Genomic DNA, 17,755 nt, shown 5'->3' on the forward strand with positions numbered 1-17,755 from the left:
TTACAAAGCTTAAAAAACATGAAAATAAAATCCATATATAAATTCATCCTGTTACTCTCGGTACCGTTATTGCTACAATCTTGTTTTGTGGCAAAAAACTACGCTAGACCAGAGGTAGAAACTGAGAATCTATACAGAACGGACAATCTGCCGCAGGACAGTGTTTCCATGGCAGATGTGTCTTGGAGAGACTTGTTCAATGATGAACAGTTGAAATCGTATATTGAAGAAGGGTTAGAGAATAATATTGACATTAGGATTGCCCTGCAAAACGTAATGGCCGCCGAAGCTTACCTTAAACAAGGAAAAGCCGGATATTATCCAACCCTTTCAGGAACGGCCAGCTTCACACGGACAAAAAACTCGCGAAACAGTCAGTTTGGTAGCTTTTTTACAAGTGCCCTGGAGCAGTACGAACTCTCCGGCGCCCTCTCGTGGGAAGCCGATGTTTGGGGCAAGATCAGAAGTAATAAAAGAGCTTTTGGTGCGGCCTATCTACAGGGCGTTACCGCGCATCAAGCCGTAAAAACGGAATTGGTGGCGAACATAGCCAGCACCTACTATCAATTAATGGCATTGGATAAACAATTGGAAGTTGCCAAACAAACCTTGGAAGCCAGAAAAAACAGTCTGGAAACCACCATCGCCCTAAAAGATGCCGGTCAGGTGACCGAAGTTGCGGTAAAACAGACCGAAGCACAAGTCCATACCACCGAAATTATTGTAATCGATCTGGAGAACAACATCAAACTTTTGGAAAACGCCTTTAGTATGCTATTAGGTGAAGGACCACAAAAAATACAGCGTGGCGACTTGGACAATCAAACCATTGATACAGAATTGAGCACCGGGGTACCTTACTTGTTACTTGCCAATCGGCCCGATGTGATGCAGGCAGAATATGGCCTCATTAATGCATTTGAATTGACCAATGTGGCCAAAAGTAGTCTATATCCCTCTTTGAGTTTATCCGCTTCGGGAGGTTTTCAGAGTTTGGAGTTTGATAATTGGTTGGATGCGAGCTCACTCTTTTCAACTTTGGTAGGTTCTTTGACACAACCCCTCTTTAACGGAAGACGGTTGCGCACCCAAGTGGAAGTTGCCAAGGCCCAACAAGAACAAGCATTGTTGAGCTATAAACAAGCATTGCTCACGGCAGGAAGAGAAGTGAGCGACGCCCTTTATACTTATAAAGCGGAAACCCAAAAAATGGAGGCCCGTTCCAAAGAACTCGAAGCCTATTCAACAGCCGAAGATTATTCCGAAGAGCTTTTGAACAATGGTCTCGCGAATTATTTGGAAGTATTGACCGCACGTCAAAATGCATTGAACTCCGAACTCAATTACGTAGATACACAATACGCCCAACTTAGCGCCATTGTGGAACTGTACAGGGCCCTTGGGGGAGGCTGGAAATAAAAACGTTTACATTGGGGGACAAAAAGGACATATTGGCCTATGCCATTGAAAACTTCACAAAGTTTGGGAGCAAAAGGTTCTCCATGGATGAACTGGCCAAAAATCTGGGTATTTCCAAAAAAACCCTCTACAAACATTTCAACAGCAAAGAAAAGCTGGTAAAGGAAAGTCTTGGGTATTACTTAGACAACATTCGGGCCAATGTGGACAATTACATGCTCGAAAATCCCAACGAGGACCAACCCCTTACCACGGTAATATTTATATATAAGCAAGGGTTGATCACCTTTCAGGAAATCAACCCCGCTTTTCTGCACGGGCTCCACAAATATTATCCCAAGGCTTATGAAATATACGCCCAAGTAAAAAAGGACATTGTATGGAATATTGTATGCCCCCTTTTAAAAAAAGCCCAAGAATTGGGGCAAGTCAGAAACAATGTCAATGTTGAATTGGTCTGTACATTATTTTTGTCCCGAATGGAGGAGACCGTGTATTCAAAGGCCAATCTATTCGATGAATATAGCATCCACGAGTTGCTGGACCATATCATTATCAACAATCTACGGGGTATTCTCACATTGGAATATCTTCAAAAAAGCCCCTTACAATAGTACTCCTTCCTATCAATTTTCTAAATAAACCCCCTCAATTTTAAGATATCCCTCTTTAAATGACTGATTTTTAAGTTTTTAGCATTGATTTTGCCAAAATCATAGTCTAATTTTAAGTTCTTCTAAAAACTAAAAACCAATGGGGACTACAACTAACATCAACAGACGCGATTGGATAAGAAAAAGTGTGCTCACCACAGGTGGTGCAATGGCCTTACCCTATATTGGATTGGCCGAAACGCCAAAGGCTCCATTAACCTTGGACGTCGAGGGCAACGCAATCTATAGTCCATTCTTTAAAGAATATTTGCCAAAACCTGAAGCTGTCTTGCCAGAATTGGCAGCAAAATTAAATGCCAACGAGAACCCCTACGGTCCATCCCCTATGGCACTGGAAGCATTTAAGGATTCAGCTTCGGGAGGAAATAGATATGCATGGAAGGAATTGTTCCAACTAGTGGACAAAATTGCCAACTTTGAAGGTGTTGAGAGCAAAAACATAATGATGGGACCCGGCTCTTCCGATTTATTGGAAAAAACGGCCATGGTGCTCTTTATGAACGGTGGGAACGTTGTCTCTGCAGACCCAGCTTATATGTCGCTCATTAGAGTGGCCGAATCTGTTGGTGCTTCATGGAAGCCCGTTCCATTAAAAGATGACTGGTCGCACGACCTTAAGGCCATGGAGGAAGCTATTGACGACCAAACCAAATTGGTTTATATATGTAACCCGAACAACCCCACAGGTTCCTTGACAGATCATAAGGAACTGGTGGATTTCTGTTCCAGAGTATCGGAAAAAGTTCCCGTTTTTGTTGATGAAGCCTACTTATGGTTCTTGGATGAAGGAGCCAAAAAGAGTATGGTCTCCTTGGTAAATGAAGGTAAAGACGTGATTATTGCCAGGACTTTCTCCAAAATACATGGAATGGCCGGCCTACGTATTGGATACATTGTTGCCCTGGAGGAAACTTTGGGAAGATTACAAAAAATAACTAGAGGAGGCATGGGAATTACATTGCCCTCTGTTTACGCCGCCATGGCCGCCATGGACGATACTGAGTTTATAGATAAATCTCGTACCCTGAACGCTGATTGCAGGGAATATGTTTACCAAAGCCTCAAAAAATTGGGCATCACTTCCTATGTCCCCTCTTCAACAAGTTTTATCATTTTCCCTATTGAAATGGAGGGCAGGGCGTTTTTGGAACAAATGACCGAGCTAAAAGTGGGGGTTCGCGCTTTCCAATTTATGGACCAAAACTGGTGCCGTGTTAGTATGGGAACCATGAACGAAATGAAAACCTTTACCGCAGCACTCAATAAAGTGTTGGCATAGTGGAGGTAGGAATTCAAAAAACCATTGTATTTCTTTTTTTCATCTTTATTGGGGTTTTACTAAAAGTAAAATTCAAGTCCAAAGAAGAGATTACAGGAATAAAAAAGGTAATTCTAAACCTTGCGCTGCCCGCTACCATTTTTATCGCGTTGTTGGGGGTAAAGGTAGAGTTGCATCTATTAATATTGCCCCTGTTAGCGCTTGGACTTAACCTATTGTTGTTTTTTGCCATGCCCCTTATTTTGCCCCTAATGGGCATCGGCAAAGGAACATCGGAGTTCAGAACTGCAAAACTATTGGTTCCCTCGCTTGCGCCAGGTCTATCCTCTTTCCCCTTTATTTTGGAGTTTTTAGGAGAGGAGTATTTGGCAAAGGCCGCCATGTCCGACCTTGGAAACAAGGTTTTTGTACTCTTCTTTCTGTACTTGGTCGCCATGAACTGGCACTACAACCTTCAATCCACCCAGAAAAAGAATGGTGGAACCAAACTAAAGCCCTTGATCAAAGCAATGGTTTCGGAACCTGTAAACATCTTTATTGGAGCAGCTTTGGTTTTGTTGGTCTTTGGGGTCAGCATGAATTCGCTTCCCTTTTTCTTAAGCGAGACCCTTGAAAAGCTAAGTCTGATCATGACGCCTTTGGTGCTCTTATTTATTGGATTGGCGGTCAAAATCAAAAGAAAACAGTTCTTCCAGATTTTTTCCCTGTTGTGTATCCGCGCAGGATTGGTTTTATTGATTTCATGGATTTTCATGACCATAACAGGAATTGAAGCTCGAAATGAAATTTTGTTGACCATAGCCTTTGGCCTAAGTGCCTGTAGTTTTTGGCCCTACGCACATATCGCTGCAGTAGATAGTATGGAGGTGGACAAAAAATCCAAGAAAAAAACATTCAGCAGTGATTTTGGTGTGGCCATATTGGCATTGTCATTCCCATTGTCCACCATCTTGATCTTGGCAACTTTAAATAGCGGTTCTTTCTTTATGAATCCATTAAATTTTTTCATGATGGGCGTTGTGCTCATAACAGTTGGTTTTGTGATTCCATTGATCAGTGGTGTAAGCAAAAAAAAATGGTCCGAGCAAAAATTAATCGATCATGAAATAAATTCTGCTTCCACAGAAAAAGCTGCCTAGGTTTTCTGAAAAAAGTTATTTTTAAATCCCTAACTTTCAAAAAATCAGGAAACCATGAAAGTACTGCTCACTAATATTTTAGCCCTTTTTGTCGTTGGAGTGCTATCTGCTCAGCAACCAAAAGTCAATCAACACCGACTAGAAAAGAGAATATTTAATCTTGCTGAATTTGGACTGCAGGAAAATGGAGAAACGGAGCGTGTTGCCTTTAGTGATGCGGATATCGATGCCCGAAATTGGGTGATCAAAACCCTAAAGGGTTTTGGTATGAGGGTGAAGGTTGATGCTGCAGGAAACATTATTGGAACAAGGCAAGGAACAGATTCCTCAAAAAAGCCAATTGCTTTTGGCTCCCATATTGATAGGGTGCCCAATGGTGGGAATTATGATGGCTGTTTGGGTTCTATGGCGGCTTTGGAAGTGATTGAAACCCTTAACGAGAACAATATAGAAACCAACCACCCGCTGGAAGTAATCATTTTTCCGAATGAAGAAGGTGGTGTGATGGGGAGCAGAGCCATGGCAGGAAACCTTGGGAAATCGGCCCTTTCGGTGGTAAATTCTACGGGATATTCCATGGGTGATGGCATTATGCGCATTGGGGGAGATACCACGAATCTGGAAGAGGCCAAACGCAAAAAAGGTAGCCTAGCAGCCTTCTTGGAACTTCATATTGAGCAAGGAGGCAAACTCGAAAAAGAAAAATTGGATATTGGCATTGTCGAAGGTATTGTTGGCCTTAATTGGTGGGATGTTGTCTTTACAGGCTTTGCCAATCACGCAGGCACCACGCCCATGGATGCGAGGCAAGATGCACTGCTGGCGGCAGCCAAATATATTGTGGCCGTAAATGAGGTCACCAATAGTTTTGAAGGTTCTCAAGTAGGCACAGTGGGTCGGATTAAGGCCGAGCCAGGTGCTCCAAACGTAATACCTGATAAGGTCATTGCAAGTTTAGAGATACGTGACCTATCCTCCGAAGTGATTCAAAAGGTATACGAGGCTATCAAGGAAAAAACGGAGAAGATAGCCAAAGCTTCCAATGTGTCCGTGGAATTTTTGCCCTTGGACACAACAGCGGAACCTGCCTTGACCAATACAAGCATTCAAAAGGAAATCGAGGCATCAGCAAAGACCCTTGGATTAACCTATAAATATATGCCCAGTGGCGCTGGCCATGACGCTCAAGACATATCAAGATTCGCACCTGTTGGGATGATTTTTGTGCCGAGCAAGGGAGGTATCAGCCACTCGCCCAAAGAGTTTACTTCGGCAGAAGATATGGCGAATGGTGCCAATGTGCTTCTGCATTCCATTTTGTCCTTGGACAAGAAGTTAGATTGATTTGTTCAGTCTTCTGTTCTTAAAACTATTTGGCGAGTAGCGTTTGCAATCAAACCGATGCTTAACCAATAAGTAGCCAAAATCAATGGTCCCGATAGGTAAAACGGGGCCTTGAACTTGGCAAAAGCCAATAGAGTGTCCGAAAGCATAAAAAACAATACCCCCATGGCCATACATGCATGCGTATTGTTCCTTTCACGCAGGTACAAACCCACCCCTTGCAATGCCATAAACGTGATTATCCCCACATAAATGGAAACGGGCAGTAGCAAATCTCCCAAACCTGGCCTTAACCAGAAGAACAATACCCCGCCTATGCCAAAGAGTATCAAAGAGGGAATCCAATTTTTGTAAAATCCCTTATACTGGATAAATGCCACAGAGAAAAAGATATGGGCCAATAAAAATGCAACAAGGCCCAACAAGAAATAGTCTTCAAAGAGCAACAGAAGATCCCCTAACAAACATAAAACCAAGGCAATAGTTACCATTCTGCCCAATGGTACGTAACTCTTTTTTGGGGTAAAGAATAGTAAAGTCATCATCAAAATCGTGGTCAACGGCTTGAATAGCATAAAAAGTTGCTTGTGTTCGTAAAGACCAAAGTAAATGGCCAAAACGGCACTAATTACAATCAATATATTGATTGTTCCTGCTGCTATTCGGGATCCGGTTACCATTCCCTAAATGGTTTCTTACTTAACTGGGAATTGTAGTATTGGATTTGACCGGTTACTTCCTCGCCCAACCATTCGGGCTTTTCAAAACGTTCGTCTTCATGGTTGAGTTCCACTTCTGCCAAAATTAGGCCTTTGTTCTCGCTCAAAAACTCATCCACTTCATACAAATGGTTTCCAAAGGGCACCTCAAAACGTATTTTTTCCAAAATGCCTGCTTCGCACAGATCAATGAGGTTGGTCGCTTCCGCAGCAGTAATTTCCGTTTCCCATTCAAATCTTGTGGTTCCCGATTCGTTGCTGGCCCCTTTTACGGTTAAAAAACCTTTGTCTCCCCTAATCCTTACCCTTACTGTCCTATCAGGGTCTGTATTCAAGAATCCCTGCACTATTCGGGTTTGGGATGTGGCCTTCTGCTTAAACTCATCAGATTTAACTAAAAACTTTCGTTCTATTTCCAAATGTTCCATCAAACTAAATATACCCTAAATTTGAAAATGGACTTCGATTTTCCGTTAAGAAAAATTATTCATGTGGACATGGATGCTTTTTACGCATCTGTAGAACAGCACGACAACCCGGAACTAAAAGGGAAACCCATTGCCGTTGGTGGAGGTTCCAAACGCGGTGTGGTATCGGCCGCGAGCTATGAAGCCAGAAAGTTTGGGGTGCGAAGTGCCATGGCGGGTACCATTGCCCGAAGAAATTGCCCTGAACTTATTTTTGTAAAACCCCGTTTTGATCGCTACAAAGAGGTTTCAAAGCAAATTAGGAACATCTTTTTTGAATATACGGATTTAGTGGAACCCCTCTCTTTGGATGAGGCTTATTTGGACGTTACCGAGAACAAAAAAGGAAATCCATCGGCCACCCTGATCGCGCAAGAAATACGTAACAAAATCTTTGACAAAACAGGATTAACGGCTTCGGCTGGAATCTCTATAAACAAGTTTATAGCCAAAGTTGCCAGCGATTACAACAAGCCCAATGGGCAGAAAACGGTAAACCCCGAGGAAGCCCTTGTATTCTTGGAAAACCTGGACATCCGAAAGTTTTATGGTGTGGGCAAGGTAACTGCCGAAAAAATGTACCGCTTGGGCATTTTTACCGGACTGGACCTAAAGCAAAAGCCCGTGGAGTTTTTAGAAAAGCATTTTGGCAAAAGCGGCAGCTATTACTACAATGTGGTACGGGGAATACACTTGAGCAGTGTAAAGCCCCATCGGATTCCAAAATCGGTTGGTGCCGAACGCACGTTTTTTGAAAATCTGAGCAGTGAAATCTTTATGCTGGAAAAATTGGGGCATATAGCCTCGGAGCTGGAAAGAAGACTTCAAAAATCGAAAATAGCGGGCAAAACAATCACCCTAAAAATTAAGTATAGCGATTTTACCTTACAGACCCGCAGCAAAACACTGCCCTATTTTATTGCAAGCAAAGACCTTATTTTGGAAACTGCCAAAGAGCTGTTGTACCAATCATCTTTAGAAAATTCCGTGCGCTTGTTGGGCATTTCTTTGGCCAACCTGAATACGGAAAAGAAAAAAGAGAGTGAGAAAAAGGAGTCGGTACTCGTTCAGCTCAAATTTGATTTTTAAAAAAGAAGCTGTCTAAAAGGTCAAAAAAAATGACAACCTAAAGCTTTCAGACAGCCTCCTCTACAATTTAATTTTTAATATCCGTATCCACGGGTTTTACCGCTGGCTTTTTGGGATTGCCATCGGCATCAATTTCTATGATGTTATCAAAACCTAGTTCATCCAATTTGTCTATAATTTCAGTCCTATCACCCACCATAAACCAATTGACCTTTTCTGGTTGTACCACTTTATTGCTCACTTTTATGATATCGTCCACAGATAAATTTCTCACATTTTGATCATACTTCTGGTAATAATCGTCCGGTAAACCATATCGGACCAAATTCCTGATCGAACTGTTGACCGAGCTGTTGGTTTCCCATTGCCCGGGCAATTTCAACACCTGATTGGTTTTTACTTTTTCGAGTTCTTCACTGGTTGCGGGTCGTGTAGAGGTAAATTCGGATATTTCCTTTCTTATCTCGGTCACGGATTCAGCCGTTTTATCCGTTTGAACCGGGGCATACACAATAAATGGGCGCTCTTCTTTGGAACCAATCACAAAACCTCCGGCTCCGTAGGACCAGTGTTTATCTTCCCTTAAATTCATATTGATTCGGGACGTAAAATCACCTCCAAGAATATTTACCATTTGCTCCAAGGCTATCTCGGAAACATCCCCGTATTTTTCGGTTAAATGCCCTGCAAGGATTACGGATTGCTGCGACTCTGGTCTGTTCATCAAGTACAGGGTATTTTTTGTATTGGTCTTTGGCTCGTTAAAAACAATGTTGGGCACATCTCCCTTTTTCCATTTGCCCAGCGTTTTTTCCAATTTGGACTTCAACTCGTTCATCTCCACATCCCCGGTAACAATTAAGGTGGAATTATTGGGTTTAAACCAAGTATTGTAGAACGCTACAACATCTTCCCTGGTCAATTTGGAAACCGTATCCTCGTAACCTGTACCGGTATATGGGCTGCTGTACGGATGATCTTCCCCATAAAGGTATTTGTTCATTACCCGTAAGGCCATGGAGATGGGTTGTGATTTTTCTTGTTTTATATCATTGATCTGCTCTTTTTGAAGCCGTTCAAATTCCTTTTGCGGGAAAACGGGGTTGAGCACAACATCCATAAATAGATCCAAACTGGCATCAAAGCTCGGCTTTAATGTGCTCATGTATACGTTTGATTCATCTTGGCTGGAAAACGTGTTCAAAGATGCTCCTAGCAACTGGAGCTGTTCATTGATTTCCAAGGCATCCTTGTCTTTGGTTCCCTCATCCATCAAATTCATGGCCAACTTGGCCGTTCCGGGGCTGGATAAGTGATCGGTCTTGTAACCTGCATCGGCCACCAAGTTTATCACTATGGTCGGTACTCCATCGCGCTGGGCCAAAACCACATTGAGTCCGTTGGATAATTGGGTGCGTTGCAGTTCTGGGAATTTTGAGCTTTCTGGCGCTCCCAGTTCTGGCAATTTGCTTCTGTCCACTGAAGACGCTACGACATCGTATTCCGGAAATGGTTTGCACACCAAAATGTGCTTTCCTTTGGTAAGCCATTTGGCCGCGGTTTTCTTTAAATCTTCAATGGTCGCTTCTTCCACATACTTCAACTTGGTTTTATAATAGGATGCATCGCCATGGTAGGTTTGATTGGATGCCAGGATATCCGAAACCCCTCCGAAGCCTCCTATACGCTCCAAACCTTTGATAAAATTGGCAAAGTAATTCGCCTTTACCCTTTTGAGTTCTTCTTCTGTTGGACCCTCTTTAATAAATTTATCGATTTCGGCCTCAAGTTCTTGCTCCAGTTTTTGGGGATCCTCTCCTTCTTTTACATTTAAATACGTAATAAATCTACTCGCTATCTCACTCGAGGCCTGAAAAGAAACGGCGGCACTTGCCGATTGATCTTGATAAATGAATTTTTGATATAATCTTGAGTTTTTTCCACTGGTAAGAATGGCGGAAATTAAATCAAAGTGAAGGTCTTCCTTAAATCCGAACGGAGGTGTATTCCAAGCAAAGAGCACCCTAGTCTCAGGAACACGGTCTTCATATTCCTGACGGGAATCGTATATTTTGTTTGGAATATTGACCTCTTGGCGTTCCACAGTCGGGCCAGATGGAATATCTCCAAAATATTTGATTACTTTTTGATGAACCTCCTCAGCATCAACATCACCAGCTATGGCAACCACTGCATTGGCTGCACCGTAGTAAGATTTGAACCATTCCTGGACATCCTCCAGAGAAGCGGCATTAAGGTCTTCCATTTCCCCGATTACGGTCCATGAATAGGGGTGCCCTTTTGGATACATGGCTTTGGTCAAATAATCCCACTGCATGCCGTAGGGTTGATTTTCCCCTTGTCTCTTTTCGTTTTGCACCACACCTCTTTGTTCATCCAACTTTTCTTGGTCAATGGCCCCCAATAAATGTCCCATCCGGTCAGATTCCAGAAACAACACTTGATCTAAGGCAGAAACAGGTACGTTTTGAAAGTAATTTGTCCTATCCGTGTTGGTGGTACCGTTTAGGTCGGTCCCGCCAATACTTTCCAACGCTTGGAAATAATCGGTGTTGTAGTTTTCGCTTCCATTGAACATCAAATGCTCAAATAAGTGGGCAAAACCACTTTTCCCGGGTTTTTCATTTTTAGACCCTACATGATACCACACATTTACGGCAGCGATAGGGGCTTTATGGTCTTCGTAAACCAAAAGTGTAAGGCCGTTTTTTAAGGTGTACTTTTTGTAATCGATGTCAATATCATCTGCTTTGAACTGAAAACCCTGCCCATAGTTCATGGGAGCGAAGAGTAGGCCAACAATAAGGGCCAGAAGTAACTTTTTCATTTTAGGTAGTGTTTTAATTATTTGATTGATAAAATTGTATATACAATATAGGAAAATATTCACAATCAGCTCCATATTAAATAGTTAGCATTTGTTTAGGTTTTTAATAAAGCTAAGATTGCTAACTTAAACCCATATAATATTTTACGGTGGAACTGTAGTTTACATAATTTCTTTATTAATTTGTAAAAGCATCCCCGTTAAAACAACCATTACATCTTTTCTATGCAGCGAAGCGATTTGCACCAACATATTATTACCACGGCGGGCAATCTTTTTTATTACCAAGGATACAATTCAACAGGCATCAACGAGATCATATCAAAATGTGATATTGCCAAAGCAACGCTGTACAGCCATTTTAAATCCAAGGAGGATATTTGTGTTGCTTACCTTAAACAGCGGCATGGTGCCTTTATGAACAGTTTAAAAGACTACGTGAACCAACGAACAGAAAGTAAAAACCAACTGCTGGCCATTTTTGACCTTTTGAGGGATATGTACCTAGAAGAAAATTTTCAGGGGTGTTGGGGCATTAAAACGCTTGGGGAACTTTCCCCTGATCAAACCACTATTTTAGGAGTGATTCAACAACAAAAAAAGGAATTGTTGCTGTATTTAGGAGAGGTCGTCGGAGGTAACATTGCCAATCTATCCAAAGCGGAAACGGAAAAAATATCGAGCGGTCTTTATCTTTTGTACGAAAGTGCCGTTACCGAGAGCCACCTGTTCAAAAACGATTGGCCCATTTTTATGGCCAAAAGCATTGCTCCCTTGCTTATTACAGACATGGATTTAAAATAATCTGCAAAAAAAGAGTAGTGCGCAATGTTTCCACTGCGCACCCTTAAGTTTGTTGATCAATACTATTTAGAAATTACAGTTTTCTATTTCGGTTACACGCAAGGTGTTTACCATACCTTTTTCTTTGATCGGCATTGCCGCTAGGCTCACTAGCATATCCCCAACATCCAAAAATCCTTTTTTACAAGCTATTTGGTTTACATCCTCAATGGTCTGATCGGTAGATACAAATTTGTCGTAATAAAATGCTTTTACTCCCCAAAGTAGATTCAACTGTGTCAAAATCCTTTTGTTGGATGTAAAAACAAGAATGTGCGCAGCAGGCCTCCAAGCTGAAATTTGGAATGCGGTATACCCGCTATTGGTCAATGTGGAAATGGCCTTGGCCGAAATTTCGTTGGCCATCAGTGCTGCATGGTAGCAAACAGATTTTGTAATGTATCTATTGGTACGAATGTGAGGTGGATTCTGGGGTACTTTGATCAAGCTAGAGCCTTCCACACTGGTTACTATACTTGCCATTTTCTCAATAACCTGAACCGGATAGTTCCCTACCGATGTTTCACCAGAAAGCATTACGGCATCGGCACCGTCCATTACCGAGTTGGCCACATCGTTCACTTCCGCACGAGTTGGTGTTAAACTGGTAATCATGGTTTCCATCATCTGGGTGGCAATTATTACCGGTATTCTTCCTTTTTTGGCACTTAGTACCAATTGTTTCTGAATCAATGGAACTTCCTGTGCCGGAATTTCCACACCTAAATCCCCACGTGCGACCATAAGTCCATCGGAAGCCTTCACAATCTCCTCTATATTTTCAAGGGCTTCAGGTTTTTCTATTTTAGAAATAACCGGGATTTTGTGTTCGGTGTGTTCCTTGATCAAGTTATGAAGGTCGTATATGTCTTGAGCGTGTCTCACAAAGGACAAAGCCATCCAGTCCACATCTTGACTTATTGCAAAAATGGCATCTTTAATGTCTTTCTTTGTTAGGGCTGGCAAAGAAATATCTGTATTGGGCAGGTTTACTCCTTTCTTGGATTTTAATGGTCCCCCTTGTATTACCGTTGCTACGACTTCATCCTCTCCATTGGTAGACTTTACTTCAAAAATAAGTTTGCCATCATCCAATAGAATACGCTCTCCCGCTTTTACATCCTTTGGAAAGCTTTTGTAGTTCATGTAAACCCTTTCGGCTGTTCCTTCAAAAGGCTCACCTGTTGCAAAAGTTACTTCATCACCGGGGGAAACAATTACTTCTCCGCCCATTACCCCCACTCTTAGTTTGGGCCCTTGTAGGTCGGCAAGTATGGCGGTGTTGATTTCCAACTCCTCATTAAGTTCCCTTATCATTTTAATTCGCTCAGCAACATCTTCGTAGGCGGCGTGGGAAAAGTTAATTCTAAAAACATCCACTCCTGCCAGGATCATTTCCCTTAGGGTCTCCTTTTTACTGGTGGCAGGGCCAAGGGTTGCTACAATTTTAGTCTTCTTTCTAGTTGGCATTGTTAAAAGATTAAATTTCTTTTTGATTTTAAGTTTTGTGTTTCTAATGGATACGCTGTTATCACCTTGGTTATTTGGTTGATTGATTTTAATTTTTCCGAAAAAAAGATTTCTTCATCTGCTGCATCAACTTTTAGAAAATAATCCACATCTTTCCGCTCTTTCACCAAATAATCTGTTCTTCTTGAAATGTTGTTCCCAAACAAACCCTCCGAAGGCATCACTTCTTCAATTTCGCACTTGTTCGAAATCAGTGTCCAATACACATCGTTCATTTCATCGTCCCAATCGAATATGGAGAAAGACATATTTTCATTGAGATGAAGGTCTTTTTTCATCCGTTTCAAATATAGCCCACAGGTGGAATTTATGGCATAGGTAATGGCATAATCTTCCAAATCACAGTGTATGGCGATGAGCGAAAAACTGTCATCATATAGATCAGCTGATATCTTGTGCGTTGTTAACATGCCCATAACACGAACGGTAAATATAGGCTTAATCCTAATGAATGCCTAGTTAATACAAAACAATACACTTACAAAAACGAGCGAAAACGTTTGAGTTTACCTTTATTTAAAATTACTGGTTCTCTATCTTGCTCTGCAATGCAAAATAGGCTCGTTTGGATGCCTTTTCTTCTGCCTTTTTCTTGGATGTGGCCCTAGCTTTTGCCAACATTCTATCCCCAATGGTAAGTTTTACGGCAAAGTGTTTGAGCTCATCGTTACCTGTATCCTCGTACACATTGTAATTAAAGGGTTTCTTTTCTTTTTGGCACCACTCGATCACCAAACTCTTGTAACTGATTACCTTGCCTTCGAGCTGCTCAATATCCACATAAGGCTCTATCACCCTTTCATCAATAAATTTTTCGCAGTAATTGTATCCTTTGTCCAAATATATGGCCCCTATCAGTGCTTCAAAAACATTCCCATGGATATTTTCGCCAAAATGCGCTTTGGGAATCCTGCTTTCCACAAATTTTAATAGTCCCAGGTCTTTTCCTAATTCGTTCAGGTGCTTTCGGCTCACTACTTTGGATCGCATTTTTGTGAGATAGCCCTCATCGCCCTCGGGTACTTCGTTGTACAAATATTTTGAAATGATGGTACCCAACATGGAGTCTCCCAAAAACTCCAAACGTTCATAGTTGACAGGATTTCCATTGCCGTCCTTTTGGTTCATGGAACGATGAAGGAACGCAGTCTTGTAAATCTCTATGTTCTTGGGCTTAAATCCAAGAATTCTTTTGATTCCCAAAAAAAAATCCCCATCCGCGTTTGGATGGGAATTGAATATTTTGGAAGTAAGTTTCATGTTACAAAACTACCCTATTTTTTTGAATAACACACAAGCATTGTGTCCTCCAAAGCCAAATGTATTGCTCATGGCAACCTTTACCTCTCGTTCTTGGGCCTTGTTCAAGGTCAAGTTGAGCGAAGGGTCTATTTGATCATCCACAACGCTATGGTTAATGGTAGGTGGAACCAAATTGTTTTCCATTGCCAAAATGGATGCAATGGCCTCAATGGCTCCCGCTGCACCCAACAAATGTCCGGTCATGGACTTGGTGGAGTTAATGTTGATCTCTTTGGCATGGTCTCCAAACACTTTGGATATAGCTTTCAATTCGGCAACATCTCCAAGTGGTGTAGAAGTTCCGTGCGTATTGATGGTATCAACGTCTTCCGGTTTAAGTCCGGCGTTCATTAAGCAGTTTTCCATCACTTTTACCACTCCTATCCCCTCTGGATGTGGTGCGGTCATGTGGTAAGCATCGCTGGAGAGTCCTCCACCCAATACTTCTGCATATATTTTTGCCCCTCTAGCTTTGGCATGCTCATATTCTTCCAGTATAAGCGCTCCTCCACCTTCTCCCAACACAAATCCATCGCGTGTAGCGTCGAATGGCCTGGAGGCTGTTTCTGGGCTTTCGTTTCTAGTGGAAAGTGCGTGCATGGCGTTAAACCCGCCCATACCTGCAAGGGTAACGGCAGCTTCACTACCTCCGGTCACAATAACATCACAGTGACCCAAACGAATATAGTTGAGGGCATCGATCATGGCATTGGCGGAAGAGGCACATGCAGAAACCGTTGTATAGTTGGGTCCCATGAATCCATGTTTGATGGAAATATTTCCCGGTGCTATATCGGCAATCATTTTTGGGATAAAGAATGGATTGAAACGTGGTGTGCCATCGCCCTCGGCGAAATTAATCACCTCATTTTGGAAAGTTTCCAATCCGCCTATTCCCGCTCCCCACACAACGCCTACCCTAAACTTGTCCACAACGTTCAAGTCGATTCCAGAGTCTGCTATGGCCTCATCCGAGGACACCAGGGCATATTGGGCAAACTTATCCAGTTTCCTGGCTTCCTTCCGATCAAAATAATCTGAAGGATCATACCCCTTAAGCTCGCAAGCAAACTTTGTTTTAAATTTTTCGGTATCGAAATAAGTAATGGGGGCAGAACCGCTCTTACCGGTCCGTAGTCCTTCCCAATAAGCTTCCAAATTGTTACCTATGGGCGTTAGCGCTCCCATTCCGGTAACCACAACTCGCTTTAACTGCATTGAACTATTTTTTTTACCCTTTAGACCTAAATTATAAAAAAAATTATCCATGTGATAACCACCACATGGATAATTTAAAATCTTCAGCGATATATCATATAATTACTTAGCTTCTTCGATGTAGCTAATGGCCTGACCAACAGTGGCAATGTTCTCTGCTTGGTCATCTGGTATTTGAATATCAAATTCTTTCTCAAACTCCATGATAAGTTCAACAGTGTCCAAGGAATCCGCTCCTAAGTCGTTGGTAAAGCTAGCTTCTGCAACTACTTCATTTTCATCTACACCTAGTTTATCAACGATGATAGCCTTTACTCTTGATGCAATGTCTGACATAATTATTGTGGTTTTAAAAATTTAAATCGTTGGCAAAAATATAAAACTTTGGATTAAATACACCATTTGTCGATAAAATGTGCTCCAAATTAAACATCTTAAATTACTGTACCTTACTTTAGCCGACGTAATTTAGTCCAAAATCATATCAATTCCTAACGAATGAAACGAATTGTAATCTTTGCATCGGGCAGCGGATCGAATGCAGAAAATATTATTTCCTTTTTTCGTGAAAAACCAGAAGTGACCGTAGCTGCGGTGCTCACCAATAAGAGCTCGGCCAAGGTTCTTGAACGTTGCGACCGTCTTGGGGTTCCCGCCTTTTACTTTAATAAACCCGCCTTTAAAGATTCTGATGCGGTCTTAAATATTTTACAAGGACTTAATACAGATTTAATTGTGCTTGCCGGTTTTCTTTGGAAGATTCCATCAAACCTTATTAATGCCTTCCCCAATAAAATTATTAACATTCACCCTGCCTTGTTGCCCAAATACGGTGGAAAAGGCATGTATGGGGAAAGAGTGCACCAAGCCGTAAAGGAAAACAACGAAACCGAAACGGGCATTACCATACATTATGTAAATGAAAATTATGATGAGGGCGCCATTATCTTTCAAGCTAAAACCACAGTGGAACCTTCGGATAATGCAGAAGCTATTGCCCAAAAAGTACACCAATTGGAATACCAGCATTTTCCTAAAGTGATTGAAAAAGTTTTATCCTAAATGGCCAAGAAGAAAAAGTTTTATGTAGTCTGGAAGGGCAAGCATCCCGGCATTTTTGAGTCCTGGGCCGATTGCAAAGTCCAAATTGATGGCGTAAAGGGGGCTCAGTACAAATCGTTCACCACTTTTGAAGAAGCCAAAAAGGCCTTCAACAGCAATTATTTAGAGTATAAAGGCAAATCCAAGGGCAAAAAAGAACTTAGTCAGGAAGAGCTGCTAAAAATCGGCGACCCCAACTACAACTCCATTGCCGTGGACGCAGCATCGAGCGGCAACCCGGGAAAAATGGAATATCGCGGTGTGGACACCAAAAGTAAACGGGTTCTTTTTCATCAAGGGCCTTTTGAGCAAGGAACCAGCAACGTAGGGGAATTTTTGGCATTGGTGCATGGTCTTGCCTTTTTAAAACAACAAAAAAGCGACCGCATCCTTTATTCCGATTCCAGAATAGCAATAGGATGGGTGCGAAAGAAAAAGTGTGGCACCAAGCTGAAAAAAACAGCCAAGAACTCCCAACTTTTTGAGCTGATAGAAAGGGCCGAGGAATGGCTCAAAAAGAACCGGTTCAACACTCCGATCGTAAAATGGGAAACCAAGGCCTGGGGCGAAATTCCGGCCGATTTTGGAAGAAAGTAGCTGTGAGACACTATACACATCCTCCTTTGAACTTGATGCTTGTACTTGTCTTTCTGTTCTTTTTTCTCTGTTCTATCTTCCCTTTTGACACTAATTTCACGAATCATCACGAATAGGTTTGCTCTTGAACTTGATGCTTGCACTTGAACTTGAGCTTGTTCCACTCTTTTTCTTAAATCCTTTGCC

At 41.9% G+C, this 17,755-nt stretch carries 17 protein-coding genes; 9 read left to right on the plus strand and 8 right to left on the minus strand.

Annotation, left to right across the window (positions count from 1 at the left end; all coding sequences use genetic code 11):
• Positions 1 to 18: 18 nt before the first annotated feature.
• The 5 genes from AC13CC_RS07410 (at position 19) to AC13CC_RS07430 (ending at position 5,855) form a co-directional block, all read left to right on the plus strand.
• Positions 19 to 1,419 (plus strand): efflux transporter outer membrane subunit, encoded by a 1,401-nt coding sequence (locus tag AC13CC_RS07410; protein WP_482876039.1) that lies wholly within the window; start codon positions 19 to 21, stop codon positions 1,417 to 1,419.
• An 11-nt stretch (positions 1,420 to 1,430) separates the two neighbouring features.
• Positions 1,431 to 2,033: a TetR/AcrR family transcriptional regulator gene (locus tag AC13CC_RS07415; RefSeq protein ID WP_482876040.1), complete on the plus strand. Its 603-nt coding sequence runs from the start codon at positions 1,431 to 1,433 to the stop codon at positions 2,031 to 2,033.
• Positions 2,034 to 2,172: 139 nt separating this feature from the next.
• A complete protein-coding gene (locus AC13CC_RS07420; RefSeq protein ID WP_482876042.1) occupies positions 2,173 to 3,372 on the plus strand; it encodes a pyridoxal phosphate-dependent aminotransferase in 1,200 nt (399 codons plus the stop codon).
• Positions 3,372 to 4,511 (plus strand): AEC family transporter, encoded by a 1,140-nt coding sequence (locus tag AC13CC_RS07425; protein ID WP_482876044.1) that lies wholly within the window; start codon positions 3,372 to 3,374, stop codon positions 4,509 to 4,511. The genes AC13CC_RS07420 and AC13CC_RS07425 overlap by 1 nt, the downstream gene beginning before the upstream one ends.
• A gap of 54 nt (positions 4,512 to 4,565) precedes the next feature.
• Complete coding sequence (locus AC13CC_RS07430; protein ID WP_482876046.1) at positions 4,566 to 5,855, plus strand: allantoate amidohydrolase; 1,290 nt, start codon at positions 4,566 to 4,568, stop codon at positions 5,853 to 5,855.
• A 5-nt stretch (positions 5,856 to 5,860) separates the two neighbouring features.
• Here AC13CC_RS07430 and AC13CC_RS07435 read toward each other — a convergent pair whose 3' ends face one another.
• Both AC13CC_RS07435 and AC13CC_RS07440 read right to left on the minus strand, forming a co-directional pair.
• A complete protein-coding gene (locus AC13CC_RS07435) occupies positions 5,861 to 6,535 on the minus strand; it encodes a lysoplasmalogenase (RefSeq protein WP_482876047.1) in 675 nt (224 codons plus the stop codon).
• On the minus strand, positions 6,529 to 7,002 hold the full coding sequence (locus AC13CC_RS07440) for a CYTH domain-containing protein (RefSeq protein ID WP_326279598.1): 474 nt from the start codon (positions 7,000 to 7,002) through the stop codon (positions 6,529 to 6,531). The genes AC13CC_RS07435 and AC13CC_RS07440 overlap by 7 nt, the downstream gene beginning before the upstream one ends.
• A 27-nt stretch (positions 7,003 to 7,029) precedes the next feature.
• Here AC13CC_RS07440 and dinB point away from each other — a divergent pair, with 27 nt between their 5' ends.
• Positions 7,030 to 8,130 (plus strand): DNA polymerase IV, encoded by a 1,101-nt coding sequence (gene dinB, locus AC13CC_RS07445; protein ID WP_482876048.1) that lies wholly within the window; start codon positions 7,030 to 7,032, stop codon positions 8,128 to 8,130.
• 67 nt (positions 8,131 to 8,197) lie between these two features.
• Here the strand turns inward: dinB and AC13CC_RS07450 are convergent, their stop codons facing one another.
• Positions 8,198 to 10,978: a M16 family metallopeptidase gene (locus tag AC13CC_RS07450; RefSeq protein WP_482876049.1), complete on the minus strand. Its 2,781-nt coding sequence runs from the start codon at positions 10,976 to 10,978 to the stop codon at positions 8,198 to 8,200.
• Positions 10,979 to 11,203: 225 nt separating this feature from the next.
• Here AC13CC_RS07450 and AC13CC_RS07455 point away from each other — a divergent pair, with 225 nt between their 5' ends.
• Positions 11,204 to 11,782: a TetR/AcrR family transcriptional regulator gene (locus AC13CC_RS07455; protein WP_326279604.1), complete on the plus strand. Its 579-nt coding sequence runs from the start codon at positions 11,204 to 11,206 to the stop codon at positions 11,780 to 11,782.
• A gap of 66 nt (positions 11,783 to 11,848) precedes the next feature.
• On the opposite strand, the gene pyk is transcribed toward AC13CC_RS07455, so the two are convergent.
• From pyk to AC13CC_RS07480, 5 genes are all read right to left on the minus strand, one after another.
• Positions 11,849 to 13,291, minus strand: a complete 1,443-nt coding sequence (gene pyk / locus AC13CC_RS07460; RefSeq protein WP_326279606.1) for a pyruvate kinase — start codon at positions 13,289 to 13,291, stop codon at positions 11,849 to 11,851.
• Between the two features lie 2 nt (positions 13,292 to 13,293).
• Positions 13,294 to 13,767, minus strand: coding sequence for an IPExxxVDY family protein (locus AC13CC_RS07465; RefSeq protein WP_326279608.1), 474 nt, complete (start codon positions 13,765 to 13,767; stop codon positions 13,294 to 13,296).
• A gap of 106 nt (positions 13,768 to 13,873) precedes the next feature.
• The gene (gene rnc / locus AC13CC_RS07470) at positions 13,874 to 14,611 is read right to left on the minus strand and encodes a ribonuclease III (protein ID WP_326279609.1); all 738 of its coding nucleotides are present in this window, start codon (positions 14,609 to 14,611) and stop codon (positions 13,874 to 13,876) included.
• A 9-nt stretch (positions 14,612 to 14,620) separates the two neighbouring features.
• Entirely contained in the window at positions 14,621 to 15,871 is a 1,251-nt protein-coding gene (gene fabF, locus AC13CC_RS07475; protein ID WP_326279611.1) for a beta-ketoacyl-ACP synthase II, read from the minus strand.
• Between the two features lie 102 nt (positions 15,872 to 15,973).
• On the minus strand, positions 15,974 to 16,207 hold the full coding sequence (locus tag AC13CC_RS07480) for an acyl carrier protein (RefSeq protein ID WP_009778413.1): 234 nt from the start codon (positions 16,205 to 16,207) through the stop codon (positions 15,974 to 15,976).
• Between the two features lie 162 nt (positions 16,208 to 16,369).
• Between AC13CC_RS07480 and purN the strand changes: the two genes are divergently transcribed.
• Both purN and AC13CC_RS07490 read left to right on the plus strand, forming a co-directional pair.
• A complete protein-coding gene (gene purN / locus AC13CC_RS07485) occupies positions 16,370 to 16,933 on the plus strand; it encodes a phosphoribosylglycinamide formyltransferase (protein ID WP_326279649.1) in 564 nt (187 codons plus the stop codon).
• Entirely contained in the window at positions 16,934 to 17,569 is a 636-nt protein-coding gene (locus AC13CC_RS07490; protein ID WP_482876053.1) for a ribonuclease H1 domain-containing protein, read from the plus strand.
• Positions 17,570 to 17,755 lie beyond the last annotated feature (186 nt).

The sequence above is a fragment of the Flagellimonas sp. L-11 genome, assembly GCF_056857735.1.

Bases quoted from the DNA above. Each gene is read 5' to 3' on its own strand.
- AC13CC_RS07410 (WP_482876039.1), top strand. From the start codon at position 19: ATGAAAATAAAATCCATATATAAATTCATCCTGTTACTCTCGGTACCG.
- AC13CC_RS07420 (WP_482876042.1), top strand. From the start codon at position 2,173: ATGGGGACTACAACTAACATCAACAGACGCGATTGGATAAGAAAAAGT.
- AC13CC_RS07430 (WP_482876046.1), top strand. From the start codon at position 4,566: ATGAAAGTACTGCTCACTAATATTTTAGCCCTTTTTGTCGTTGGAGTG.
- AC13CC_RS07435 (WP_482876047.1), bottom strand. From the start codon at position 6,535: ATGGTAACCGGATCCCGAATAGCAGCAGGAACAATCAATATATTGATT.
- AC13CC_RS07440 (WP_326279598.1), bottom strand. From the start codon at position 7,002: ATGGAACATTTGGAAATAGAACGAAAGTTTTTAGTTAAATCTGATGAG.
- dinB (WP_482876048.1), top strand. From the start codon at position 7,030: ATGGACTTCGATTTTCCGTTAAGAAAAATTATTCATGTGGACATGGAT.
- AC13CC_RS07450 (WP_482876049.1), bottom strand. From the start codon at position 10,978: ATGAAAAAGTTACTTCTGGCCCTTATTGTTGGCCTACTCTTCGCTCCC.
- AC13CC_RS07455 (WP_326279604.1), top strand. From the start codon at position 11,204: ATGCAGCGAAGCGATTTGCACCAACATATTATTACCACGGCGGGCAAT.
- pyk (WP_326279606.1), bottom strand. From the start codon at position 13,291: ATGCCAACTAGAAAGAAGACTAAAATTGTAGCAACCCTTGGCCCTGCC.
- AC13CC_RS07465 (WP_326279608.1), bottom strand. From the start codon at position 13,767: ATGGGCATGTTAACAACGCACAAGATATCAGCTGATCTATATGATGAC.
- rnc (WP_326279609.1), bottom strand. From the start codon at position 14,611: ATGAAACTTACTTCCAAAATATTCAATTCCCATCCAAACGCGGATGGG.
- fabF (WP_326279611.1), bottom strand. From the start codon at position 15,871: ATGCAGTTAAAGCGAGTTGTGGTTACCGGAATGGGAGCGCTAACGCCC.
- AC13CC_RS07480 (WP_009778413.1), bottom strand. From the start codon at position 16,207: ATGTCAGACATTGCATCAAGAGTAAAGGCTATCATCGTTGATAAACTA.
- purN (WP_326279649.1), top strand. From the start codon at position 16,370: ATGAAACGAATTGTAATCTTTGCATCGGGCAGCGGATCGAATGCAGAA.
- AC13CC_RS07490 (WP_482876053.1), top strand. From the start codon at position 16,934: ATGGCCAAGAAGAAAAAGTTTTATGTAGTCTGGAAGGGCAAGCATCCC.